General features: G+C 72.1%; 22 protein-coding genes. 3 read left to right on the forward strand and 19 right to left on the reverse strand.

Features of this window, described 5'->3' with window-relative positions; genetic code table 11:
* Positions 1-100: 100 nt before the first annotated feature.
* The 7 genes from ACFZCP_RS31850 to ACFZCP_RS31880 are packed head-to-tail and all read right to left on the reverse strand — an operon-like array spanning position 101 to position 7,272.
* The gene (locus ACFZCP_RS31850; RefSeq protein ID WP_391433985.1) at positions 101-1,135 is read right to left on the reverse strand and encodes an NAD(P)-dependent oxidoreductase; all 1,035 of its coding nucleotides are present in this window, start codon (positions 1,133-1,135) and stop codon (positions 101-103) included.
* A 14-nt stretch (positions 1,136-1,149) separates the two neighbouring features.
* Complete coding sequence (locus tag ACFZCP_RS31855; RefSeq protein WP_391433805.1) at positions 1,150-2,223, reverse strand: ATP-binding cassette domain-containing protein; 1,074 nt, start codon at positions 2,221-2,223, stop codon at positions 1,150-1,152.
* On the reverse strand, positions 2,201-3,031 hold the full coding sequence (locus tag ACFZCP_RS31860) for a DeoR family transcriptional regulator (protein ID WP_391433808.1): 831 nt from the start codon (positions 3,029-3,031) through the stop codon (positions 2,201-2,203). Before ACFZCP_RS31860 ends, ACFZCP_RS31855 begins: the two co-directional genes overlap by 23 nt.
* Positions 3,028-4,116 carry an ATP-binding cassette domain-containing protein gene (locus ACFZCP_RS31865; protein ID WP_391433813.1) on the reverse strand — a complete coding sequence of 363 codons (1,089 nt, stop codon included), beginning with the start codon at positions 4,114-4,116 and terminating at the stop codon, positions 3,028-3,030. The genes ACFZCP_RS31860 and ACFZCP_RS31865 overlap by 4 nt, the downstream gene beginning before the upstream one ends.
* Positions 4,113-4,943, reverse strand: a complete 831-nt coding sequence (locus ACFZCP_RS31870; RefSeq protein ID WP_391433818.1) for an ABC transporter permease subunit — start codon at positions 4,941-4,943, stop codon at positions 4,113-4,115. The genes ACFZCP_RS31865 and ACFZCP_RS31870 overlap by 4 nt, the downstream gene beginning before the upstream one ends.
* Positions 4,940-5,824: an ABC transporter permease subunit gene (locus ACFZCP_RS31875; RefSeq protein ID WP_391433822.1), complete on the reverse strand. Its 885-nt coding sequence runs from the start codon at positions 5,822-5,824 to the stop codon at positions 4,940-4,942. Before ACFZCP_RS31875 ends, ACFZCP_RS31870 begins: the two co-directional genes overlap by 4 nt.
* Positions 5,825-5,826: 2 nt before the next feature.
* On the reverse strand, positions 5,827-7,272 hold the full coding sequence (locus ACFZCP_RS31880) for an extracellular solute-binding protein (protein WP_391433826.1): 1,446 nt from the start codon (positions 7,270-7,272) through the stop codon (positions 5,827-5,829).
* A 176-nt stretch (positions 7,273-7,448) separates the two neighbouring features.
* On the opposite strand from ACFZCP_RS31880, the gene ACFZCP_RS31885 reads away from it, so the two are divergent.
* Complete coding sequence (locus ACFZCP_RS31885) at positions 7,449-8,888, forward strand: FGGY family carbohydrate kinase (RefSeq protein WP_391433832.1); 1,440 nt, start codon at positions 7,449-7,451, stop codon at positions 8,886-8,888.
* Between the two features lie 195 nt (positions 8,889-9,083).
* Positions 9,084-9,698 carry a histidine phosphatase family protein gene (locus ACFZCP_RS31890; protein WP_391433835.1) on the forward strand — a complete coding sequence of 205 codons (615 nt, stop codon included), beginning with the start codon at positions 9,084-9,086 and terminating at the stop codon, positions 9,696-9,698.
* Positions 9,699-9,702: 4 nt separating this feature from the next.
* On the opposite strand, the gene ACFZCP_RS31895 is transcribed toward ACFZCP_RS31890, so the two are convergent.
* The 11 genes from ACFZCP_RS31895 to ACFZCP_RS31945 form a co-directional block, all read right to left on the reverse strand.
* A complete protein-coding gene (locus ACFZCP_RS31895; RefSeq protein ID WP_362691748.1) occupies positions 9,703-10,341 on the reverse strand; it encodes a response regulator transcription factor in 639 nt (212 codons plus the stop codon).
* On the reverse strand, positions 10,338-11,528 hold the full coding sequence (locus ACFZCP_RS31900) for a histidine kinase (RefSeq protein WP_391433841.1): 1,191 nt from the start codon (positions 11,526-11,528) through the stop codon (positions 10,338-10,340). Before ACFZCP_RS31900 ends, ACFZCP_RS31895 begins: the two co-directional genes overlap by 4 nt.
* A 5-nt stretch (positions 11,529-11,533) precedes the next feature.
* Positions 11,534-13,717 (reverse strand): MMPL family transporter, encoded by a 2,184-nt coding sequence (locus ACFZCP_RS31905; protein WP_391433845.1) that lies wholly within the window; start codon positions 13,715-13,717, stop codon positions 11,534-11,536.
* Positions 13,718-13,909: 192 nt separating this feature from the next.
* Complete coding sequence (locus ACFZCP_RS31910) at positions 13,910-14,557, reverse strand: superoxide dismutase (protein WP_362691757.1); 648 nt, start codon at positions 14,555-14,557, stop codon at positions 13,910-13,912.
* Between the two features lie 109 nt (positions 14,558-14,666).
* A complete protein-coding gene (locus tag ACFZCP_RS31915; protein ID WP_391433850.1) occupies positions 14,667-16,055 on the reverse strand; it encodes an amino acid permease in 1,389 nt (462 codons plus the stop codon).
* 121 nt (positions 16,056-16,176) lie between these two features.
* A complete protein-coding gene (locus tag ACFZCP_RS31920; protein WP_391433853.1) occupies positions 16,177-17,067 on the reverse strand; it encodes a TauD/TfdA family dioxygenase in 891 nt (296 codons plus the stop codon).
* A 22-nt stretch (positions 17,068-17,089) separates the two neighbouring features.
* A complete protein-coding gene (locus ACFZCP_RS31925; RefSeq protein ID WP_391433856.1) occupies positions 17,090-18,430 on the reverse strand; it encodes an NtaA/DmoA family FMN-dependent monooxygenase in 1,341 nt (446 codons plus the stop codon).
* A complete protein-coding gene (locus ACFZCP_RS31930; RefSeq protein ID WP_362691769.1) occupies positions 18,427-19,161 on the reverse strand; it encodes an ABC transporter ATP-binding protein in 735 nt (244 codons plus the stop codon). The genes ACFZCP_RS31925 and ACFZCP_RS31930 overlap by 4 nt, the downstream gene beginning before the upstream one ends.
* Positions 19,137-19,985, reverse strand: coding sequence for an ABC transporter permease subunit (locus ACFZCP_RS31935; RefSeq protein WP_391433862.1), 849 nt, complete (start codon positions 19,983-19,985; stop codon positions 19,137-19,139). Before ACFZCP_RS31935 ends, ACFZCP_RS31930 begins: the two co-directional genes overlap by 25 nt.
* Complete coding sequence (locus tag ACFZCP_RS31940; protein ID WP_391433866.1) at positions 19,982-21,025, reverse strand: ABC transporter substrate-binding protein; 1,044 nt, start codon at positions 21,023-21,025, stop codon at positions 19,982-19,984. Before ACFZCP_RS31940 ends, ACFZCP_RS31935 begins: the two co-directional genes overlap by 4 nt.
* Positions 21,026-21,319: 294 nt before the next feature.
* Positions 21,320-22,519, reverse strand: coding sequence for an ROK family protein (locus tag ACFZCP_RS31945; RefSeq protein WP_391433869.1), 1,200 nt, complete (start codon positions 22,517-22,519; stop codon positions 21,320-21,322).
* Between the two features lie 635 nt (positions 22,520-23,154).
* On the opposite strand from ACFZCP_RS31945, the gene ACFZCP_RS31950 reads away from it, so the two are divergent.
* The gene (locus ACFZCP_RS31950) at positions 23,155-23,736 is read left to right on the forward strand and encodes a biotin transporter BioY (protein ID WP_362691778.1); all 582 of its coding nucleotides are present in this window, start codon (positions 23,155-23,157) and stop codon (positions 23,734-23,736) included.
* Positions 23,737-23,869: 133 nt separating this feature from the next.
* Here ACFZCP_RS31950 and ACFZCP_RS31955 read toward each other — a convergent pair whose 3' ends face one another.
* Entirely contained in the window at positions 23,870-24,589 is a 720-nt protein-coding gene (locus tag ACFZCP_RS31955; protein ID WP_391433875.1) for an LPXTG cell wall anchor domain-containing protein, read from the reverse strand.
* Positions 24,590-24,635: the final 46 nt, after the last annotated feature.

The following is a 24,635-nucleotide window of genomic DNA, read 5'->3' on the forward strand; positions in this document are numbered from 1 at the left end:
CTTCGGGCCGTTGCGCGTTCGCACCGCGGGCACCGGCGCGCACCCTTCGGCTCTCTGACCGCCGGGGTCCCGGCAGACGTGCCCCGCACGGCCCCTGCTGTCACGTCAGACAGTGCGCGAGCGGCTCCCCGCGCACCCAGCGCCCCACCTCCGCCGCGGCGATCCGCGCCGCCTTCTCGGCCACCGCGCGCGACGCCCCGCCCAGATGCGGGGTCAGGACGACACGGTCGGCAAGGGCGTGCAGGCGTGAGTGAGGGGGCAGCGGCTCCCGCGCGTAGGTGTCCAGCGCCGCTGCCGACAGCCGCCCGGACTCCAGCGCCTCGCACAGCGCGTCCTCGTCCAGCAGCGGGCCCCGGGCCGCGTTGACCACCACCGCGCCGGGCGGCAGCAGGGCCAGCTCGCGGGCGCCGATCAGACCCCGGGTCCCGTCGGTCAGCCGGGCGTGCAGGGTGAGCACCCGCGAGCGGCGCAGGAGGTCGTCGAGGGAGGTGAGACGCAACCCGTGGATCTCGCCGTGCACATGGGGGTCGTAGACCATCACCCGGGCCCCGAACGCGCACAGCACCCGCGCGACCCTGCTGCCCACCGCCCCGTACCCGACCAGCCCGACGGGCAGGTCCTCCAGTTCGAGGCCACTGTGCTCGTAGGTGTAGTACACCGACCCGGCCCAGCTCCCCTGCCGGGCCAGGAGCTCGTGGGCCTGCGGGATGCGGCGCAGGGCGGCCAGCAGCAGTCCGACGGTGAACTCGGCGGTGGAGGCCGCGTTGCGCCCCGGCGCGAAGCACACCCGCACGCCGTGCCGGCGCGCCGCCTGAAGGTTGACGTTGACCGGTCCGCCCCGGCACACGACGACCAGCCGCAGCCCCGGGCAGGCGCCGAGGACGCGTCCGGTGACCGGTCCCATCTGGGTCACCAGGACCTCGGCGTCCGCGAGCGCGGCGATCAGCTCGTCCTCCGCGTCGCTGGCCTCGCTCACCTCGGCGACCGGCCCGAAGGGTTCCAGCGGCCAGCCGAGGGTCAGCTCCTTCACGTCACAGGCGCCGTGCAGCTCGCGGCCGACCGCCTCGCCGATCAGCGAGGGCAGGACGAAGTGGTCGCCGGCGGCCACGACACGCGGCCGGTCCATGGAGGTCATGGAGGTCATGGAGGTCATCGCAGGCAGTCTCCCGTCTCGGCGTCGAAGACAAGGGCGGGTCCGGCCGCCACCCGCACGTGCGTGTCGTGCGTGAGGCGCACCTCGGGTCCGGTGAGGACCACCAGGTGCCGCTCCACCCCGTCGAGGGCGAGGGTGGCGATGCCGGACTCCAGCAGGGGCTCATGGGCCACGACCCGGGCCGGGATGCCGTCGGCGCCGGTGAGGCTCAGGTCCTCGGGGCGGACGCCGACCACCACCGGGCGGCCCTCGGCCACCGGTACCGGCAGCGCGATCCGCACCCCGGCGGACAGACGTGCGTGGCCGTCGCCGTCGGCGATGCCCGGCAGCAGGTTGATCGCGGGCTCGCCGACGAAGTCCGCCACGAAGGTGGTGGCGGGGCTGTCGTAGATCTCGTAGGGGGTGCCGAGCTGCTGGATCGCGCCGTCCCGCATGACGGCGATCCGGTCGGCCAGGGACAGGGCCTCCTCCTGGTCGTGCGTGACCAGGATGGTGGTGTGGCCCAGGTCCCGCTGGATGCGCTTGAGTTCGCGGCGGGTGGAGTCGCGCTGGGCGGCGTCCAGGTGGGAGAGCGGTTCGTCGAGGAGGAGGACGTCCGGTTCCCGGATCAGCGCGCGGGCCAGGGACACCCGCTGCTTCTGCCCGCTGGACAGGCCGGCCGGGCGGGCGTCCAGGACGTCGGTGAGGCCGACCCGCTCGGCGATCTCGGCGACCTTGCGCAGGACGTCCCCTCTGCGGGCCCTGCGGCGTGCCTTCAGTCCGAACGCCAGGTTCTCCGCGACCGTCAGCGGCGGATAGAGCGCGTAGTTCTCGAACGCCACCCCGATGTTGCGCTCCTGTGCCGGACGGCCGGTCACCGAGGCGCCACCGACCAGGATGTCCCCGCCGGTCACCGTCTCCAGGCCCGCGATCATCCGCAGCGTCGTGGACTTGCCGCAGCCCGACGGGCCGAGCAGCCCGAGGAGTTCGCCCGGCCTCAGGCTCAGGTCCAGGCCCCGGACCGCCTCCACCGCCGGCCGGCCCCGCGACCGGTAGGTCTTGCGCAGCTCACGTAACTCCAGTGCGGTCATCGCCCTCCCTCGGATCCGTGGCGCACACCTCGTAGCGCACCTGGTGCTCGTCCAGGTCGCGCAGTGCCTCGGGGGACGCCCCGTCGTCCACGAGCAGCAGGTCGAACCGGGAGAGCGGGGCCACCCGGTGCAGCGCGACCCGGCCCAGCTTGGTGTGGTCGACCAGCAGCACATTGCGGGCGGCCGCGTCCAGCATCGCCCGCTTCACCGAGACGATGTGCTGCTCCTGGTGGTAGGCGAAGCCGCCGTCCACGCCCGACGTGGAGGCGAAGCACACGTCCACCCGCAGCTGTTCGACCGCCTCCACGCAGGACACCCCGAGGAAGGAGGAGTGCAGCCGGTCGTAGTCGCCGCCGAGCGCCATCAGGTGGATGCCCCGCCGGTCGGCCAGGAGGTTGATCGCCTCCAGGAAGTTGGTGACCACCGTGAGCGGGGTGATCCCGCCGAGCCGGAGCAGGCGCGCTATCTCCAGGGTGGAGGTCGAGTCGTCGAGCAGGATCGCCATGCCGGGCTCGATGGACTTCAGCGCCCGCGCGGCGAGAGCGGCCTTGTGCGGGCGCATGCTCTTCAGCCGGTACTGCACGTTCGACTCGAACACCCCGGACGGCTGGGCGGTCACCCCGCCGCGGAACTTCCGCACGATGCCCTGCCGTTCCAGCTCGTCCAGGTCCCGGTGGATGGTCATCAGGCTCACCCCGAACCGCTCGGCCAGCTCGGCCGCGGTGGCCGAGCCCTCGGCCAGGACGAGTTCGGCCATGGCGGCCTGCCGGGCCGCCGGGCCCTGCTGGGTGTGTGCGCTGCTGCTCATCGTGTCCCGATCCGTCGTCCAGGCCGCCCGGGCCGGTCGGCCTCGAACACCAGCAGGCTCTCAGTCCGGACGGCCGGGCGGACCGGATCGTCGGGACACAGCCCGGCCGCCTCGCCGCGGGACGCGACGAGCGACAGCCGTTGCGCGCCGATCCGCACCGTGACCTCGACGGACCGTCCGAGCACCTCGGTGACGTACACGCTCCCGGTGAGCCGGTGGCCGTCCCCGGTCAGGGACACGTCCCGGGGGCGCACGCCGACCAGGACCTCGCTGCCGGCCGGGACCCGGACGGGCAGCGGCAGCCCGACCGCGCCGTCCGCCGACCGGAAGGCGCCCCGCTCCGTCACCGTCCCCGGCAGCAGATTGATCCGGGGCCGCCCGAAGGCCCGCGCGATCTCGGTGTCGTCGGGCCGGTACCAGATGTCCTCCCGGGTGCCGGTCTGCACGATCCGCCCGTCCCGGACGACCCCGATCCGGTCCCCGAGGGCCAGCGCCTCGACGGAGTCGTGGGTGACGTAGAGCGTGGTCGTGCGCCGCACGGCCCCGATCGCCTTCAGCTCGGCCCGCATCTGCTGGCGCAGCTTGGCGTCCAGATGGGAGAGGGGCTCGTCGAGGAGGAAGGCACGGGCCGGGCGGACCAGCACCCGGCCGAGGGCGACCCGCTGCCGCTGCCCGTTGGACAGCTGCCCCACGGACCGGTCCAGCAGGGCGCCGATGCCGAGCAGTCCGGCGACGGCGCCGACCCGGTCGCGGGCCTCGGCGGCGGGCAGCCGGTGCCTCGGGGAGCGCAGCGGCGAGACGAGGTTGTCGTACACCGAGCGGTGCGGGTAGAGGGCGTAGCTCTCGAAGCACATGGCCACGCCCCGGTCGTACGGCTCCACGTCCCGCATGTCCCGGCCGCCGATCTCGACGGTCCCGCTGTCGGGCCGCTCCAGACCGGCGACGGTCTTCAGCGTCGTCGTCTTGCCCGCCCCGGACGGCCCGAGCAGACAGAAGAACTCGCCCTCCTCCACCTGGAGCGAGATCCCGTCGAGGGCCCTCGTCCGCCCGTACGCCTTGTGCACGTCCCGCAGCGCGATGCTCACGACTTCACCGCCCCGAACGACAGCCCGCGCACCAGATACCGCTGGATGGTCAGGGCCAGCAGCAGCGGCGGTACGACGGAGACCAGCGCGGCCGCGGCCGTCAGGTTGTACCGGGGCCGGTCGCCGCCGAGGAAGGACAGCGCGCCCACGGTCACGGTCTGCGCCGAGTGGGAGGTGAGGATGAGCGGGAAGACGAAGTTGTTCCAGGCGAAGATGAACGCCAGCAGCGACACGGCCGCGATGCCCGGCTTCACCAGCGGCAGGGCCACCTTGAAGAAGGCCTGCGTGCGCGAGTAGCCGTCGAGCAGCGCGGCCTGTTCCAGCTCCGGGGTGAGATCGGCGAAGTACGACCGCATGATCCACACCACCAGCGGCAGCGTGACCAGTTGCAGCACCCACACCATGCCGACGTACGTGTCGAACAGCCCCAGCTTCTGGTACAGCACGAACAGCGGGATGATCACGGTGAGTTCGGGCGCGAACCGGAACGACAGCAGCGTGAACATCAGGTTCTCCGAGCCGCGGAACCGCCAGCGCGCCGAGGCGTACGCCGCGGGCAGCCCGACCACCAGCGAGAGCACGACCGCGCCCACCGACACCACCAGGCTGTTGACGAAGAACCGCACGAAGGGGATGCCCTCGCCGTCGCCCAGCACGGTCCGGTAGGAGCCCAGGGTCGGGGTGAAGGAGAAGTAGGTGCTGAAGAGCTGGTCGGCGGGCTTGAGGGAGAGGACCACCATCCAGGCGACGGGGAAGAGCGAGAAGAGGAAGTAGAGGACGAGGGCGGCATCGGCGAGCCACCCCAACAGCCGTTTCCTGTACGTCACGTGGCCTCGGCCGCCTTCCGCCGGATCCGCCCCAGATGCCGCACGAGCACCATCGCGGCCAGATACACCACGGCCCACAGCACGATCGTGTAGGTGATCCCGAAGGAGTACCGCTGGAAGCGGATCGCCTCCAGATAGGCCCGGATCTGCAGCACGACCGTGGAGTCGCCGGGACCGCCCTCCGTCAGGGCGTAGATGATGTCGAAGACCTTCAGCGAGTCCATGAACCGGAAGATCACCGCGACCAGCACGTACGGCCACAGCATCGGCAGGGTCAGCCGCCGGAGGGTGTACCACCGGCCGGCGCCGTCCACGGCCGCCGCCTCGAAGGGGGAGGTGGGCAGCGACCGCAGACCGGCCAGCGCCAGTATCGCCACGAACGGGGTGTAGACCCAGACGTCGACGGCGATCGACGACAACAGGGCGCCCGTCGGTGTGTCCGTCCACTGGACCCCGCCGAGCCCGAAGGGCTTCAGCAGGTGGTTGACCACGCCGACCGACGGCTGGAGCATCAGCTTCCACATGATCGCCGCGATCACCGGCGCGATCATCAGGGGCAGGATCAGGATCTTCTCCAGGACCCGGCCGAGAGGGGACGACCGGTGCAGCAGCAGGGCGACGGCGACCCCGAGCACGGTCTCCACGGCGGCCGCGCCGACCGCGTACAGCACGGTCACCCAGGCCGAGTTCCAGAACGCGTCCTCGGTGAAGACCGTCTCGTAGTTGTGCAGGCGGACCAGGTCCGGCTGCGGTCTGCTCGCCGAGAAGTCGAACAGCGTGTAGTACAGGCCGAGCCCGAAGGGATAGAGGATCCCGCAGGTCAGCAACAGCGCCGGGACGACGAGGAGGTACGGCCTGAGGGCGGTCCGCCGGCTCGCCACCGTCAGCTCGCCCTGGACCGGAGGTCGTCCGCCAGCCCGTTCAGCACGGACCCTGCGCTCCTGCCGCCGTAGATCTCCTGGAGGGCGGCGGCCCAGCTGGTGGTGGCGTCGAAGAACTGGGCCTGCGGGGTGAACTGGATCTTCGTCTCGCCGACGACGGTCTCGAAGGTCTCCAGGAAGCCCGGCAGATGCCTCATCCTGTCCTTGTACGCGCCGTCCTGGCTGATCGACCTGCGCACCGGGTCGATGTGGTCGTGGGCGAGGGCCCCCTTGCGCAGGTGCTCCTTCCCGGTGGCCCACTGCAGGAACAGCCACGCGGCGCTCTTGTGTCCGCTCCTGGCGCTCATGCCGAGCGACCAGATCCACATGTTCGTCGCGAGGGACCCGTCCGGCCCCTTCGGCCCCGGATGGAAGGCGATCCTCCCGGAGGCCGGACTCGCCCCCTTCACCGCCTGGAAGTAGGCGGCCGTGTCGGCGTCGAAGAGCATCGCGGCCTTCTTCGCGCCGAGGTCGCCGGAGCACTGGTACCAGGTGTACGACGTCCACGACGGCGGGCCGCCCTGCCGGACCATGCGGGCCCAGTCCTCGGTGAAGGCGACGGCCTTCGGGGTGTTCATGGCCGGGGTGAGCTTCCCGTTCTCGACGGTGAAGTCGTGCAGGCCGTTGCGGGCGTACATCGTCATGAAGCCGGGGTGGATGGTGGCCCAGCTCCGGGACCCGCGTACGGCGATCCCGTACATGCCGTCGAACCCGGCGCCGGGAGCCCTCTTGCTGATCACGCCCGCCAGCTCGCGCAGCTCGTCGAAGGACTCGGCCGGCTTCAGTCCCAGCCTGCCGAACACCTCGGTGTTGTAGGCGACCACGTTGGTCTCCCAGCCCCACGGCAGCGCGTACTGCCCGCCCCGGCCGAGCGGGGCGCCCGCCTTCAGCGACCACCGGTCGGCGCCGAGGAGGTTCGGGAAGAAGTCGTCCTGGTCCCATTCGGCACCCGTGGCCGAGGAGTTGCGCATCCAGGGCCCGAGGTCCTCCAGCCACCCCGGCGGCCCGTACTGCCACACCATGTAGGCACCGAGCATGAAGACGTCGTAGGAGGCGCGCCCGCTGGACAGGTCGACGGTGAGCTTGTCGAAGTAGTTGTCCTCGGGGAAGACGTCGTACTTCACCTCGATGCCGGTCTTCTGGGTGAAGGACTTCAGGTCGGCGATCAGGGCGTCCGTGTACGGGTGCTTGTTGAGCAGCGCCCTGACGGTCGTTCCCTTCTCCCGCTTCCAGTCGAAGGCGCCGGTGACCTCGTTCGCGGCCGAACCGCCCCTCTCGGGGCCGCCCGGGTTGCCGTTGCCGCCGAAGCCGGTGTCGCAGGCGGACAGCAGCGGGGCCGCGGCGGTGGCGGCGGCGAGGGATCCGGCGAGGGCGAGGAAGCGCCGGCGGTCGTGCACGTGCCTGTCCATCCATGACCTCCGGTGGGGCGGTGGGGTCGGGCGGGTTAACACGGTGAGTCGACTCGACAACAGAGGGTGTAACGGCCGTGGATGCGCGTCAATCCCTTGCGCGCGAGGAAAACAGCGGGAAATCTCGACAGGGCGTGGGAACTTCACAGGACCGGTCGCGATGTTCGGAGGTCTGCATGGGGTCGGCGTGGCTCGGGATCGATCTCGGCACACAAGGCGTGCGCGCACTGCTCGTGACGGCCGACGGCGACGTGCTCGGCAGCGGCGCGGCGCGGCTTCGGCGCGGGCGGCGGGAGGGGGTGCGGCACGAGCAGGACCCGCAGGAGTGGTGGGAGGCGGTGTGCGCGGCCTGCCGCGACGCGCTAGACGGCCTCGACGGGACGCGCGGGGGCGTCGCCGGGGTCGCCGTGTGCGGGACCTCCGGGACGGTGCTGCTCACGGACCGCGCCGGGCGCCCGGCCGGGCCCGCGCTGATGTACGACGACGGGCGGGCGGCGGCCGAGGCGGGCCGGCTGCGGTCGGCGGGGCTCGCGGTGCAGGACACCTGGGCGCTGCCGAAGGTGCGGTGGCTCGTCGACCGCCACGGCCCCGGCCGGGTGGCGCACCAGCCCGACGTGATCACCGCGCACCTGGTCGGCGGGCCCGTCCCCACCGACTCCAGCCACGCCCTGAAGACGGCCTACGACGTGGAACGCGACCGCTGGCCGGACCTCACCGGGCTGCCCGCGGGCACCCTCCCGGACGTGGTGCGGCCCGGCACCCGGCTCGGCGACGTCTGTCCGGCGGCCGCCGCGGCCACCGGCATCCCGGCCGGCACCCCGGTCCTCGCGGGCATGACGGACGGCTGCGCGGCGCAGATCGCCTCGGGCGCCCTGCGCGAGGGCGCCTGGAACTCGGTGCTGGGGACGACCCTCGTCCTGAAGGGAGCCGCCGCCGAACCGGTGCGCGACCCGGCCGGCGTGGTCTACAACCACCGCGCACCCGACGGCACCTGGCTGCCCGGCGGCGCCTCCAGCGTGGGCGCCGGGGTCCTCACCGCCCGTTTCGCGGGCGCCGACCCCGCCGTGCTGGACGCCCGCGCCGCCGCCTTCGAGCCCTCCCACGCGATCGCCTACCCCCTGGTCTCGCCGGGTGAGCGCTTCCCCTTCCGTGCCCCGCACGCCACCGCCCTGCTGCTCGGCGAGCCGGCTTCGGACGCCGACCTGTGGGCGGCCCTGCTGCAGGGCGTGGCCTTCACGGAACGCCTCTGCCTGGACTACCTGGACCACCTCGGCGCCCCCGTGGACGGCCCCCTCGCCTTCACCGGCGGCGCGGCCCGCAGCACGTACTGGAACCAGCTGCGCGCGGACGTCCTCGGCCGCCCGGCCCGGGTGCCACGGGAGACCGGACCCGCACTGGGCATGGCCGCCCTGGCCTGCTACGGCACCGGCGGCGCAGCCACGCTCGCGGACGTGGCCGCGAGCATGTCCCGCCGCGGTACGACCGTCGAACCCCGCCCCGCCCGCACCGCCCGGTTCGCGGAACCGTACGCCCGCCTGGTGGGAGAACTGGAGTCGCGGGGCTGGCTGCCGGCGAAGGTCGCCGCACATGCGCGGGAGCGGCTCGCAGAGGGGTAGGCGGAGAGGGGCAGGCGGACCGCCGTGCCCCGAGCGGGACGCGGCAGGGCGCGGTGCGTCCCGGCCGCGCATGCCGTACGGCGTCGTCGTGGCCGCCCGCCGTCGGGGCGCAGTCACGGGTGGCGCGCCCGCCGCTGCCCGCCGGGGCAGCGGAACCCGGGACACCGCTCGCCGGACACGGGGATACTGCTCCCCATGACCCCGCCGGCCAGCCTTCTCCTCGTACGTCACGGCCAGACCGTCTGGCACGCCGAGAACCGGTACGCCGGGGTGAGCGACGTCGCCCTCACCGACGCCGGGCTCGCCCAGGCCGAGGCGCTCGGGCGCTGGGCCGCCGCGCACCCGGTCGACGCCGTGTGGACCTCGCCCCTGTCCCGTGCCGTGACCACCGCCGAGCCCGCCTGCCGCGCCCTCGGCCTCACCCCGCAGCGCGAACCCGACCTGCGCGAATGCGACTTCGGGGTGGTGGAGGGCCGTACCCTCGCCGAGTTCGGGGCCGAGCACCCGCAGGCGGCCGAGGACTTCCGCGCCGACCCGGTGGCGCATCCCTTCCCCGGCGCCGAGGATCCGCGGGCCGCCGCCGCACGGGGCACGGCCGCCCTGCGCCGCGTCGCCGCCGCCCACCCCGGTGAACGCGTCCTCGTCGTCGCTCACAACACCCTGCTCCGCCTGGTGCTGTGCTCCCTGCTGCGCATCCCGCTCGCCGAGTACCGCCGGGTCTTCCCCCGGCTGCGCAACACGGCCGTGAGCGAGATCCGCGTCGGCGGGGAGCACACCGCGCTGCTGTCGCTCAACCTGCCCTGCACATGAGCGGTCACGGCCGCGGCAGCAGCCCGCGCTCCATGGCCACGACCACCGCCCGCGTCCGGTCGTTGACGTCCAGCTTGGCGAACAGACGCAGCAGATGCGTCTTGACGGTGGCCTCCGTGATGACGAGGCGGCGGCCGATCTCGGCGTTGGTGAGCCCGTCGGCCACCGCGTCCAGCACGTCGGTCTCGCGTGCGGTGAGCGGATCGTGGACGGGGCGCCGCATCCGGGCGACCAGTTTCTCCGCCACCCGGGGCGCGAGCACGGTCTCGCCGCGCGCGGCCGAGCGGATCGCGTCGGCCAGCTGCTCGCGGGTGGTGTCCTTGAGCAGGTAGCCGATGGCACCGGCCTCCACCCCGCGCTCGATGTCGGTGTCGGTGTCGTAGGTGGTGAGGATCAGCACGCGGGTGCGCGGGTGACGGGCGGAGATCTCGGTGGTCGTCGCGACCCCGTCCAGCACCGGCATCCGCAGGTCCACCAGGGCCACGTCCGGCTCGTGCCGGGCGACCAGGGCGAGGGCGGCGCGGCCGTCGCCCGCCTCGCCGACGACCTCGATGTCCGCCTCCCCGTCCAGCAGGGCGATCACCCCGGCCCGCATCACGGTGTGGTCGTCCACCACGACGACCCGGAGCCTTTCCCCGGTCATGCGCCCGCCTCCACCGGGATCACCGCGAGGATCCTGGTCCCGTCCCCGACCGAGCTGGTCACCGTGAGCCGACCGCCGAGTTCGGCGAGCCGTTTGCGCATCCCGTCGAGGCCGAAGCCCGTCGGCTCCCCGACCACGAACCCGGTGCCGTCGTCGGTGACCTCCAGCTCCACGCCGTACGGGCGCCGGGTCAGCACCACGCCGACCGTCGAGGCGCGGGCGTGCTTGCGCACATTGGCCAGGGACTCCTGGGTGCAGCGCAGCAGCGCGATCCGGGTCTGCTGGTCGCAGTCCAGGTCGGCCAGATCGGCGGCCACGCTCAGCCCGGTGTCCTCGGCGAACCGGTCCACGATCCGCTGCAGGGTCTGTGCCACCGACCCGGCGTGCGCGGGCGCGCCGCCCGGCAGCAGGCCCGAGCCGACCAGTTCCCTGGCCTCCGCCAGGTTCTCCCGGGCGGTCGACTCGATCGACACCAGCTGCCGGGCGGTGCGTCCGGGATCGCCCGCGAGCCCGGCCCGGGCGGCCTCGGCCAGGACGACGATCGACGCGAAGCCCTGCGCGAGCGTGTCGTGGATCTCCCGTGCCATCCGCTCCCGCTCCTCCGCCGCGCCCTGCCGCAGATGCGCCTCGGTCAGCTCCGCCTGGGTACGTTCCAGTTCGACGATCAGCCGGGCGCGTTCGCTGCTCTGCTCGACCACCGCACGGACCCACAGCCCGATCAGTACCCCCACCGCGACCACGATCAGCGTGCCCACGACCGTCTCGCCGAAGAACTTGCCGGACCAGCCCTGCCGGAGCCAGCCGCCCAGCAGCGTTCCACCGGTGGCCAGACCCAGGAAGGCGAGGGAGATCCTGGGGGTGCGGCCGAACATCCAGTAGTGCGGCAGCGTCACCATGAACAGGGCCGCGTAACTGGTCCGCAGGTAGGCAAGACCGGCCAGCGCGCACACCAGCACCGCGAGGTACCCGTGCGGCCGGACGACAGGATTGGCGGGGCGCCGGTCCAGCACGGCGAAGCACACGGCCACACTGCCCAGCAGGGCGAGGGCCGCATACCGGTCGGGGCCCCGGCTCAGGGCCGTGATCCCGACCGCCATCGCGGCGAACAGGACCCAGCACACCGCGTTCCAGCGGCGCAGCGAGGTCGCCCACAAGGCGTCGGCGGTCGGGGCGGCGGTTGCGGTCATACCCGTCAACCTACGTCCACCAGGGCGGGGTTCGGGCCGTCGGCCGCGGTCCGGGCCGGCCGCACGGGCCACCAGGTGCGCTCGCCGAGCAGCAGCAGGGCCGCCGGCAGGATCAGCACACGCACCACGAAGGCGTCCAGCAGGACGGCCGCGGCGAGCACGAATCCGATCTGCTTCATCTCGATGATGTGCAGGAAGACGAAGCTGACGAAGACGGTCGTCATGACCACGGCCGCGCTGGTGACCACGCTCGCCGAGCGCCGGATGCCGTCCACGACGGCCTGCCGGGTGGGCGTGCCGGCGAGCACCGCCTCCCGGATCCGGCTGACCACGAACACCTGGTAGTCCATCGACAGGCCGAAGAGGATCACGAAGAGGAACAGCGGCACCCGGGAACCGATCGACCCCGTGGAGCTGAAGTTCAGCAGCCCCTCGGCCCAGGTGTGCTGGAAGACCAGCACGAGCAGGCCGAGCGCGGCCGCCGCCGACAGCAGGTTCAGTGCGACACCGAGCACGCCCAGCACGACCGAGCGGAACGCGTACAGCGTCATCAGGAAGGTCACCAGCAGCAACGCGCCGAGGACCAGAGGCAGTTTGGAGTCCTGGTGCGCCGGATAGTCGGTGTAGCGGGCCACGTCACCGGTCACGCCGTACTGTGCGCCCGCGACCCTGCCGACGGTGGCGGGCAGGTAGTCGTGCCGCAGATGGTCCAGGGAGGCGTACGCCTGGGGGGAGTTGCCCAGGTACGGCACCCGCAGTTCCAGTGCGCTGGTGCGGCGGTCGGCGGAGGTGCGGATCGTGGAGGCACCGGTGAACAGCGGGTCGGCGGCGGCCCGGCGGGCGAGGGAGCGCAGCCGGCCGGTGACTTCGGCCGAGCGCGAGGCATCGGCGCGCACGACGACCTGGTGGGTGACCCGCCGGTCGGGGAATTCGGCGTTGAGACGGTCGTACACCCGCATCGCGGGGATCGCACGGGAGTGGGTGTCCCGGCTCATCTCCGTGATCTTCAGCCCGGAGACCGGCAGGGCGAGCCCGAGCAGGGCGAGCAGGGACAGGACGAGCGTGGCCGCCGGACGCCGGGTCGCGGGCCGCAGCAGCGCCGGCCAGAACCGGCCGCCGCTCCCCTCGCGGAGGCGACGGGCGGGCCTGCCGCGCCGGGCCCGGCGCAGCGCCCGGCGCTCGGCCCGCCGGCCCAGCAGGGTCAGCAGCGCGGGCAGTGCGGTCAGGGAGCTGGCCACCGCGGTCAGGACGACCACGATGGTGCCGGTGGCGAGCGAGGAGAAGATGACGTCCGAGGCCAGGTACAGCGTCGCCGTGGAGGCGACGACCGCGAGCCCGGAGACCACGACCGCCCGCCCGGAGGTGGCCGCCGCCAGCTCGACCAGTGCCTCGCTGCTCAGCCGGCCGCCGCTGCGGGCCCGTTCCTCCCGCTCCCGTTTGAGATGGAAGAGCGTGTAGTCGACGCCGACGGCGAGGCCGATCATCAGGATCACATTGGTGCCGACACCCGTGTCCGGGCTGAGGTGGGAGGCGACCATCGCCAGGCCGACGGCGGAGGCGATCGACGACAGTGCGAGCAGCAGCGGCACGGCGGCCATGGTGAGCGAGCCGAAGGCGACCAGCAGGGTGACCAGGGTGACCGGCAGGGTGATCTTCTCGGACAGGGCCAGGTCGTCGTCGCGCTGCTGGTCGACCCCCTTGCTGGTGGAGGGGGATCCGGTCTCCTGCACGAGCAGCGCGGGATGCCGCCGCTGCACGGCCTCGGTCTGCGCGACGAGCGCCCCGACCTTGTGCGTGGCGTCCAGTTCCTCGCCCTTGAGTGCCACCTCCACGAGCAGGACGCGGCCGTCCGCCGAACGGACCGGAGCGGCCACCCGGTCGACCTCGGGCAGCCGCTTCATCCGGGTGGTGAGGTCCTCGACGGCCGAGTGAGCGGCTCCGGCGTCCAGAGGACCCGACCGGGCCGAGACCAGGATCTGTTCGGTGGGCCTGCGCTCCAGACGGCCGTCGGCGGCGAGTGCCTCGGCCCGTCCCGCCTCGCCGACCCGGTAGTCGGCGGTCGTGGCTTTGTGGGTGCCGGCGGCGCTGCCCACGGCGAGGCACAGCGCCGTGAACAGCAGCCAGCCGACCAGCGCCCGCCAGGGGTGCCTGGCGCTCAGGCGTGCGATGCGCACGGTAGGTGAGTTCATGCCCGAAAGCCTTGCTGAACAGGGCGGTTGCGGGACACGGGTGCCCGGTGGAACCTGCCGTCGACCGATCGGTGGACCCCGAGGAGGGGGAAAACCCCCGCGAGTCACGTCCTCGCGGGGGTTCTCCTTCATCCGCCTGCCGACGTGAAGGGTGAGAAGACGATCACGAGGCAGGACGATCGGTGGGCGCCGTCAGGGGGCGAGCAGGAGGACGTCGGCGCGGGACTTCGCCGCCGCGTACCGGCGGGCCACGTCCTGCCAGTCGACGACCTTCCACATGGCCTCGATGAAGTCCACCTTCTGGTTGCGGTACTGGAGGTAGAAGGCGTGCTCCCAGGCGTCGAAGACCAGGACCGGGACCGCGCCCTGGCCCACGTTGCCCTGGTGGTCGTAGACCTGCTCCACGATCAGCCGGCCGCTGAGCGGCTCGTGGGCGAGGACGCCCCAGCCCGAACCCTGGGTGGTGGCCGCCGCCTTGGACAGCTGTGCCTTGAAGGCGGCGAAGGACCCGAAGGACTCGGTGATCGCATCGGCCAGCTCGCCCACGCCGTCCTGGGCCAGCGGCTCGCCGCCGCCCTCCTTCGGGCCGGTCATGTTCTGCCAGTAGATGCTGTGCAGGATGTGCCCGGAGAGGTGGAAGGCCAGGTTCTTCTCCAGCCCGTTGATCGAGCCCCACGACTCCGTCTCCCGCGCCTCGGCGAGTTGCTCCAGGGTGTCGTTGGCGCCCTTGACGTAGGCCGCGTGGTGCTTGTCGTGGTGCAGCTCGATGATCTCGGGGCTGATCACGGGGGCGAGCGCGGAGTAGTCGTAGGGCAGGTCGGGCAACGTGTAGACGGGCATGGATGGTCCCTTCCGAACCGCTTATTGCAAAGAGCTTGCAACTGCACGGTAGCAACAAAAAGACCCCCGCGGGTGCACCGCGGGGGTCTTTCGAAAGGGGAGCGCGAGGTCAGGACCTGGCGCGGACCCGCTGCCGGGCGTAGCCCACCGCGGCCAGCAGCAGGGTCATCCCGCCGGTCGAGCAGAGCTGGACGCGGGTGTCCGGCTCCCGGGCCATGAGGACGAAGATCGCCGCCATGCCGGCCAGCGCGACCCAGGTGAGGACCGGGAACGCCCACATCCGCACGACCAGCTTCTCGGGCGTCTCCCGCTCGATGCGGCGGCGCAGCAGCAGCTGGGAGACCGCGATGAAGATCCAGACGACCAGGATCACCGCGCCGATCATGTTCAGCAGCCACTTGAAGATGTCGTCGGGCCGCCAGTAGCTGAGCATCACGCAGACGAAGCCCAGCACGCAGGAGGTGAGCACGGCGACCCGCGGGACACCGCCGGAGACCTTCGCCAGCACCTTCGGGCCCTGGCCGCGCTCCACCAGCGAGTAGGCGATGCGCGAGGAGCCGTAGATGTTGGCGTTCATCGCGGACAGCAGGGCGACCAGGATGACCACGTTCATCAGCTGGTCGGCGCCCGGAATGCCGATCTGCTTCAGGGCGGCGACGTACGGACCGTCCGTCACGACCGACTTGTCGTCCCACGGGACCAGCGTCACGATGACCGCCATCGAGCCGATGTAGAACAGCGCGATCCGCCACATCGCGGTGCGCACCGCGATCGCCACGCCCTTGACCGGGTTCTCCGACTCCGCCGCCGCGATGGTGACCGTCTCCAGGCCGCCGTAGGCGAAGACCGAGGCCAGCAGGCCGATGACCAGGCCCTCGCTGCCGTTCGGGAGGAACCCTCCCTGGCCGGTGAGGTTCGAGGCGCCCGGGGAGTCGGTGCCGGGCAGGACACCGGCGATGGCCAGCCCGCCCAGGATCAGGAACAGGGAGATCGCACCGACCTTCAGCGCGGCGAACCAGAACTCGAACTCGCCGAAGTTCTTCACGGCGGCGAGGTTCGCACCGCAGAAGACCACCATGAACAGCGCGACCCACATCCACTGCGGGGTGCCCGGCAGCCAGCCCTGCACGATGCTCGCCGCGCCCATGCCCTCCAGGCCGACCGCCGTGCAGAGCAGGACCCAGAAGGACCAGCCCGCCGTGAAGCCCGCCCAGGGGCCCATCGCCCGCTCGGCGTGCGCGGAGAAGGAACCCGAGGAGGGGTAGGCGGCCGACATCTCGCCGAGCATCCGCATCACGAGCATCACCAGCAGCCCGGACACGGCGTAGGCGATCACGATGGACGGACCTGCCGCGGCGATACCCGCGCCGGAGCCGACGAACAGGCCCGCGCCGATCACACCGCCGAGGGCGATCATCGACAGGTGGCGCTGCTTGAGACCGTGGGAGAGGGAGGCGCTGTCCTGCTCGGGCGGCGTCTCGACAGTGGTGCTGGGCATGGGCGCGACTCGTCCAGTGCAATAGGAGGGCAAAATCGCCCACAGTCTGGGCGGCCCGTCCGCTCGCGCGAAGGAGCCGCCCAGTATCCGGACGCTCACTGTACCCAGGGTGAACCCCTGGTTACGCGGCCACGGGTGTGTAGTGCGAGGCGTCGCCCTCGATCGTGTAGCTCTCCTTGCCCTCGATGCCGGCCGGCACGTCACCGGCGACGGTCACCCGGTGCAGGCGGCGCGGCCGGCCGTCGTAGTTGTCGATGGCGTAGTGCTGGGTGATGCGGTTGTCGAAGAGGACCAGCTGCCGCTCCGACCAGCGCCAGCGCAGGACGTTCTCCGGGCGGGTGACATAGGCCTGGAGCAGGTCCAGGATCCGGCGGGACTCGCCCACCGACAGGCCCACGATCCGCTGCGCGAACCCGCCGATGAACAGCCCGCGCTCCCCGGTCAGCGGGTGCACCCGGACCACCGGGTGGGCGGTGCGGTACTTGATGGAGGTGAACTGCGTGCGCTGGGCGGCCTTCTCCTCGTCGATCTCCTCCTCCGGCACCGCGTAGTCGTAGTCGTTGGTGTGCTCCGCCCACAGGGTGTCGGCGAGGCGGCGCAGCGGCTCGGGCAGGTCGCGGTAGGCGGCCGCCGCGTTGGCGATCAGGGTCTCGCCGCCGTAGGGCGGGATGGTGATCGAGCGCAGGGTGCTGGCCTGCGGTGGGTTCAGGACGAAGGTGACGTCCGTGTGCCAGTGGTTGGCGCGGCCGCGTTCGCTGTCCACGGGCAGCACGTGCGGGGCGCCCTCGACGGCGCCGACCGTCGGATGGGCGGTGGTGAGGTCGCCGAAGTGACGGGCGAAGGCCTGCTGGCCCGCGTCGTCCAGATCCCCGGCCTCGAAGACGAGCGCCTTGTGGACGTTCAGGGCCTCGCGGATTGCGGCGACCTCCTCCGGCGCGAGCGGCTTGGTGATGTCGACGCCGGAGACCCGGGCGCCGATGCGTGCGGTGACCTTGGTGATGTCGAGGGACATGAGGGTTCCTTTCGGAAGGGGGTCAGACGAGGGCGGAGGCGGAGCCGAGGTACTGGTTGGCCGGGCGGGGGAGGTCGTAGCGCTCCCGGAGGGTCTGGCGGGGGCCGTATTCGGTGCGCAGCAGACCGCGGGTGCGCAGGAGCGGTACGACGTGCTCGACGAAGGCCGCGAGGCCGGAGGGCAGCACGGCGGGCATGATGTTGAAGCCGTCGGCGGCACCCTCGGTGAACCAGGTGCCGATCTGGTCGGCGACCTGCTCGGGCGTCCCGGCGAAGGTGAGGTGACCGCGTCCGCCGCCGAGCCGCCCGATCAGCTGCCGCACGGTCAGCCGCTCGCGCCGGGCCAGCTCCACGACGAGCGTGTAGCGGCTCTTGGCGCCCTCGATGGCGGACTCCGGCGGCAGGTCGTCGGGCAGCTGCCGGTCCAGGTCGAGCGTGCCGGGCGGCAGGTGCAGCAGGTTCTCCAGCCGGGTGCGGCCGTGCTCGGGCACGATGTGGTCCTCCAGCAGCTGCTCGCCGGCCCGCGCCTCGGCCTCGGTCGAGCCGAGCACGGGGACGATCCCGGGCAGCACCTTGAGGTGCTCGGGGTCGCGTCCGGCCTGCCGGGTGAGGGACTTGAGGCCGGCGTAGAAGGCCTGTGCGTCGGCGAGGGTCTGCTGGGCGGTGAACACCGCCTCCGCGTACCGGGCCGCGAACGCCTTGCCGTCGTCGGAGGAGCCCGCCTGCACCAGCAGCGGGTAGCCCTGCGGGGAACGGGGCACGTTGAGCGCGCCCTCGACCCGGAAGTACGTCCCGCGGTGCCGGGGCGGATGGATCTTGGTGTCGTCGCCCCAGACCCCGGCCGCCTTGTCGGCGACGATCGCGTCGTCCTCCCAGCTGTCCCACAGCTTGAGGGCCACGTCGAGGAACTCGGCGGCGCGGGCGTACCGCTCGGCGTGCGCGGGTTCGGCGTCCAGGCCGAAGTTGCGGGCGGCCTCGGCACCCGCGGTGGTCACGATGTTCCAGCCCGCCCGGCCGCCGCTGATGATGTCCAGCGAGGCGAACTTGCGGGCCAGGTTGTAAGGGGAGTTGTACGAGGTGGAAGCGGTGGCGATCAGCCCGATGTGCTCGGTGGCGGTCGCCAGCGCGGTCAGCAGGGTGAGCGGTTCCAGGGCACCGGCCGGACGCTGCGCGAGGTTGCTCCACAGCTGGGGACCGTCGGCGAGGAAGAGGGAGTCGAAGGTGCCGCGCTCGGCGATCCGCGCCAGCTCCACGTAGTGGGCGAGGTCGACGTGCGCGTACGGGTCGCTCTCCGGCAGCCGCCACGACGCCTCGTGGTGACCGGTGTTCATCAGGAACGCGTTGAGGTGGAGCCTGCGGGTCATGCGTGGTCCTCCGTGACACCGAGGGCTGCCAGCAGCCGCTCGCGGTACTCGCCCAGCAGCGGCTCGCGGTAGGAGCGCGGGTGGGGACGGTCGATGGTCAGGTCGAGGCCGATACGGCCCCGGTCCAGGACGAGGACCCGGTCGGCGAGCACGATCGCCTCGTCCACGTCGTGGGTGACGAGCAGCACGGAGGGCCGGTGGCGCTCCCACAGCTCGCGCAGCAGGTTGTGCATCTTGATCCGGGTGAGCGCGTCCAGCGCCCCGAACGGCTCGTCGGCCAGCAGCAGTTCGGGCTCGCGGACCAGGGAGCGGGCGAGCGCCGCACGCTGTGCCTCGCCGCCCGACAGCTCGCCCGGCCAGGCCCGCTCGCGGCCCCCCAGGCCGACCTCGGCCAGCGCGGCCCGGCCACGCTCCTCGGCGTCCCTGCCGGACAGGCCCAGCAGGACGTTGTCCAGCACCCGGCGCCAGGGCAGCAGCCGGGAGTCCTGGAACACCACCGACACCCGCTCGGGCGCGGTCAGCCGGCCGCTGCCGGCCACCCCGTGGTCGAGCCCGGCGACGGCCCGCAGCAGGGTGGACTTGCCGGAACCGCTGTGCCCGAGCAGGGCCGTGAACTGCCCCGCCGGCAGGTCGAGGTCGATGCCGTCGAGGACCGTGCGGTCCGCGAACGACCGGGTCAGGCCGCTGAGCCGGACGGCGGGCCGGGTCAGCTGCTCAGTGTGCGGCGCCATGACAGCACCCTCCGTTCGATCAGACGGACCGCGCTGTCGGAGACCAGGCCGAAGATGCCGTAGATCAGCAGGCCGACCAGGATGACGTCGCTCTGGCCGTAGTTCTGCGCCTGGAACATCAGGTAGCCGAGGCCGCTGGTGGCGTTGATCTGCTCCAGGACCACCAGGCCCAGCCAGGAGCCGGTGACGGCGAGCCGGAGTCCCACGAAGAATCCGGGCAGCGCCCCCGGGATCACGACCTGCCGGACGAACGCGAACCTGGACAGGCCCTGCACCTCGGCGAGTTCGACGTACCGGCTGTCGATGCCGGACAGGGCCGCGTGCGTGTTCAGGTAGAGCGGGATGTACACGACGATCGCGATGATGGCGATCTTGAAGGTCTCGCCGATGCCCAGCCAGAGGATGAACAGCGGGATCAGGCCGAGGGTCGGGATCGCCCGGTTGAGCTGCACGGTCCCGTCGATCAGCGCCTCCCCGGTCCGGCTGAGCCCGGAGACGAGCGCGAGGACGACCCCGGCGGCCAGGCCGATCACGAAGCCGTACCCGGCCCGCTCCACCGAGGTGAGGATGTCGGTGGGCAGCGTGCCGTCGCTCCACAGGCGGACGGCGGTGCGCGCCACGGTCCAGGGTGCCGGAATCGCACCCGGGTCGAGCCGTCCGGCTGCCGAGGCGGCGGCCCACAGGGCGAGGAGCAGCAGCGGTCCCGCCAGCCGGGCGGCCGGCAGGCGGCGGCCGGGGGAGAGGCGGCGGCGTCGGCGCACCGGGGGAAGTTCCGCGGCGGCCGCCGGCGCCACGGCGGTCGTCGTCGTGGTCACGGCGCTCACCTCCGGTACTCCGCCGGTACGGCCTTCGCGGCGAGGGACTCGAAGCGGTGGTCGAAGAGGGAGGAGACGTCGAACTTCTTCACGAAGCCGCCCTCGGCGAGCAGATCGGCGGTCTCCTGCTCCCACGTGACCGCCTCGTCCCAGCTGGGTGGGAAGAGGGGCTTGTTGGCGAGCCTGCTGATGCTCCGGGCCTGGTCGAGGGTCAGGTTCTGCGTCTTGACGTAGAACTCCTCGTTCCACACGTCCGGGTGCTCGTACTGCCACACCAGGCCCCTGGCCCACTGCGGGATGTACGCCGCGATCGCCGCGGCCTTCGCCGGGTCGTTCAGCACGGACTGCGGCGCCCACAGCAGGTTGAGCAGGTCGACGACGTCGGTGGTGACGGTCCGGGCGCCCTTGCCCGCGTACTGCTTGAGATAGGCGGGTGCCTGGCTGTTGGCGAGCGGCGCGACGTCCACCTGGCCCGACTGCAGGGCGGTCAGGAACTGGTTGCTGGTCAGCGGGACCAGCGTCACGTCGTCGTACTTCAGCCCCGCCTGCTTCAGCGCCCGCAGCAGGACGACGCCCTGGGCCTGGCCCTGCGAGAAGGCGAGCCTCTTGCCCTTGAAGTCCCCGACCGTGCGGATGTCGCTGCCGGGTTTGGTGGCGAAGAGGTAGTTGGGCTTGCGGGTGACGTCGATCGCCACGATCTTCGCGGCGAAGCCCTGGTAGTGCGCCTGTATCGGCGGGATGCCCGCGTTGTTGGCGAGGTCCAGGGACTTGGCCCGGAAGGCGTTGATGACGTCCGGGCCGGCCCCGATGTTCAGCCAGCTCGACACCGTGAACGGGAGCGCGGGCAGCTTGGCCAGCCTGAACTGGAGCTGCTGCACGTTCTGGTACGAGGCGATCTTCAGGCTGGTGCCGGCCGGGACCTTGCCGGCGAGCGGCTCGGTGGAGGCGCCCTCGGTGTCGGCGGCGGCGCTGCCGCCCGCGCAGCCGCTGAGGCCCGCCACGGCGGCGGACGCGCCCAGCAGGGAGGTGAGAAAGACACGACGGTGCATGGGAGAACTCCCGGGAGAAAGGACGGGGAAGGCAGGAAGAATTCCGGGAAGGCGAGCCGGATCAAGAGAAAACACGCAGGGGAAGCCGGCGCAGGGGAAGCCCGCGCAGTGCGAAACCGTGCAATGCGAACTCACGCAGAAGGAAACACGCGCAACACGAACTCACGTAGAGGAAACACGCGCTTCATGCGCGGCAACGTGTCAGCAACAGAGGGTGCGACAGCTCGTGAGAGGGCCCATGACCAGTATGTTCCCGGCCATGGGTACCCCCTGTCAACATTCCGAGTTTCTGAATTAAATAGCCTCTGACGACACACCCAGAGGGTCCCGGAACAACGCGTCCAGCAGCACCGATCCGCCCGCCACCGCCAGTACGGAATCCGGGAAGCTCGTCGGCAGCACGGTGGTGGACCGGCTTTTTCCGGCCGCTTCGCGCAGCGCGTCCAGGCAGTCCTCGAAGTGCAGGACACCGACCTCGGTGACGACGACCGTCTCGGGATTGAGCACATCGAGCAGCAGCGCGGCCGCCCGCCCGGTCGTCCGGGCCCGCTCCACCAGCAGCCGCCGGGCCACCGCGTCCCCGGCCGCTGCCGCGGCCACCACGTGCACCGGATCGGCCGACTCGATCACCCCGGCCGCCCGGGCCCGGCGGCACAGCGTCCGCTCGCTCACCTCGGCCTGCAGACAGCCCGTACGGCCGCACGTGCACGGCTCGGTGCCGCCCGGCACCGGAAGGTGGGCGATCGCGCCCGCCTGCGAACGAGGTCCGTGATGCACCTCGTCGTTGGTGGCGAAGGCCGCGTCGACCACGTTGCCGACGAACAGGTGCAGCACGCTGCGGCTTCCCCGGGCCCGCCCGAAGAGCCGCTCGCCGCCCACCAGCGCCCGTGCGTGTCCGTCCACACGGACCGGCAGTCCGGTGCGGTCGCGGAGCAGCTCGCGCACCGGCACCTCGCGCCAGCCCAGCAGTTCGTGCTCGACCACGGTGCCCGTCTCCCGGTCCACCCAGCCGCCGGCGGCGACCCCGACACCCAGCGGCCGGCGGCCCGGATGCTCGGCGAGCAGCGCCGCGAGGCCCTCGGCGGCCCGGGTGAGCACCCGCCCCGGATCGGTCCGCTCGTGCTCCAGCCGTCGCTCGGCCATCACCCGGCCACGCAGATCGAGCAGTGCGACCGTGGTGTACGGCACGGCCACGTGCACGCCGCCGACCAGGAACCGCTCGCCGTCGAGGTCCACCGGGACGTGCGGCCGGCCGACCCCGTTCGAACGGCGCGGCGCCGCCTCCTCGCGGATCAGCCCGAGTCCGGCCAGCCGGGCACAGTGCTCGGTCACCGACGCGGGTGACAGCCCGGTCAGCCGGGCGACGGTGCTGCGCGCCACCGGCCCGTGCTCCAGCACGGATCGCAGCACGACGCTGGCGCTGGTGCGTCGCCGGTCGCGGTCGGCGGCACGGGGAACGGGGGAGGCAAGCGGGGATGCCGCGGTACGGGGCATGGAGAACCGTCCTCGGGAACGGGGCCGACACGACTCGGAAGCCGGAAGGGAGAGACGCCCCGAAGGCCGCCCCTACCCGGGGCGGCGACAGGTGGCCGTGCCCTGGCGTCGCAGGTCGACATGGCGACGCGACGTGAAGTACCGGGCCTGGGCAACCATGCGCCCGAAGCTAGCAAAACGTCCCCGCACTGCCCAGACGGTGACCGGCGTGCGAGACGGCGTGCGAGACGGCGGGCGAGAGGGTGGCCGAGACGGCCGACGGGTGACCGACGGGCGGTCGAGTGCGGTCGACGGGGGGTGGGCGGGTGGCCGACGGACGATGGGTGTGCGGTTGGCGGGCGGCCGACGGGCGGTCGGGTGCGGTCGGGGTGCGGTTGGCGTGCGACCGGTGGGCGATCGGCGGTTGGCGCGCGCTTGGCGGAACCCTACAGACGGGCCCACCCCGTCCTCGCGTACGACGGACCACCCCACCTCAGTGACCGGCATCACGTCGTACCGGGTGTAACCCACACCCTTTGTACGGAGCCCACCAAGAGCCCGTTCCCGCCTTTGTCGAGCGCTGACGGTGATCACCGCACGGGCACCGGTATAGCGTCGCGGTGTTCCCCCGTGCCCACACCAACCGCGGAGTCCCCATGAGCACCGCCACCGTCACCGCTCGCCCCGGCGCAGTCCTCGCCGACCTGCTTCCCGCCTCCCGCGTGCGCGACGCCGCCCTCGTGCTCGGCGGTGCCGTTCTCACCGGTCTCGCGGCCCAGTTGTCGGTCCCGGTGCCCGGCTCTCCCGTTCCGGTGACCGGCCAGACCTTCGCCGCGCTGCTCGTCGGCACCGCGCTCGGTGCCCGCCGCGGCTTCCTCTCGCTCGCCCTGTACGCGCTCGCCGGTGTGGCCGGCCTGCCGTGGTTCGCGGGTGGTGGCTCCGGTGCGGGCGCCGTCTCCTTCGGCTACGTCCTCGGCATGCTGCTCGCCTCCGCGGCCGTGGGCGCGCTGGCCCGCCGCGGCGCCGACCGCTCCCCGCTGCGCATGGCGGGCGCGATGCTCGTCGGCGAGGCCGTCATCTACGCCGTGGGCGTCCCCTACCTGGCCCTGGCCGCCCACATGTCCGCGTCCCAGGCGATCGCGAACGGCCTCACCCCGTTCCTCGTCGGCGATGCCCTCAAGGCCGCCCTGGCGATGGGCGTGCTGCCCGCCGCCTGGAAGTTCGTCAGCAAGCGCTGACGCCGTAGTTCCCGCGGAAGAGGTTCGCCGGGCCGTACTGCTCCTTCGGCCCGGCGAGCCTCTTCCGTTTTCCCCGGTCGTCCACCCCGCACTCCGGTCCCCGGCCCCGAAGGGGTGCTCCCGGCCTTCGCGTTCAGGCCTCCTGCCGCCGCCTGCGCTGCGACCACCACACTCCCGCGGCGCCGACCGCGATCAGCGCGACGCCCGCCGCGCCCAGCGGCAGCACCTCACGTCCCACACCGGTCTTCGGCAACTCGTCGCCGCCCGGCGCGACCGGCTTGTTGTCGGTCCCCAGCAGCAGCGGCGTGGCCGGGGCGTTCGGCGACGGGTTCGTCGTGCCGAAGGGCACCGGGCCCTGCTGCCAGAAGGTCGCCTTCCCGTCCTCGCTCTTCACGGGCAGACAGATCTTCCCGGCTTTGCTCAGGTCGTATGTGGCCTGCACCGCGTACGACTTGGACTTCCCCGCCGCAAGCGAACCGACCGGGCAACTGAAACCGCTGTTCGAGCCTTTCGGCAGGTCCTTTTCGGCGATCGGTGAACAGCCCTGGACACCAGTGATCCTGAGTGCGTCGAATCCGGTGACCCACAGCTTGATGGCGCCGCTGTCCTTGGATCCCTCGTTCTTCACGGTGGCGGTGAGTGTCGTTTTCTTCGAACTGTTGTCGACCGAGATCCTCTCCGGCAGCAGTGTGCGCAACCGCACGCCCGCCGGTGCCGGGTCCAGCTCCTTTCCTCCCTTGTCGCTGCCCGGTCCATGGCCATCGGCGACGGCCGGGCAGGAAAGGATCAGCACGGCCGAGAAAGATGCCGTGACCAGCGATCCCATGATGCCCGCCCTGCGACGAGAACTCATGTTCGTCCCCCCTTGCAAGCCCCTGGACTGCGCCTGAATTCGCAGT

Source organism: Streptomyces sp. NPDC007971, assembly GCF_042958635.1.
Lineage (GTDB): Bacteria > Actinomycetota > Actinomycetes > Streptomycetales > Streptomycetaceae > Streptomyces.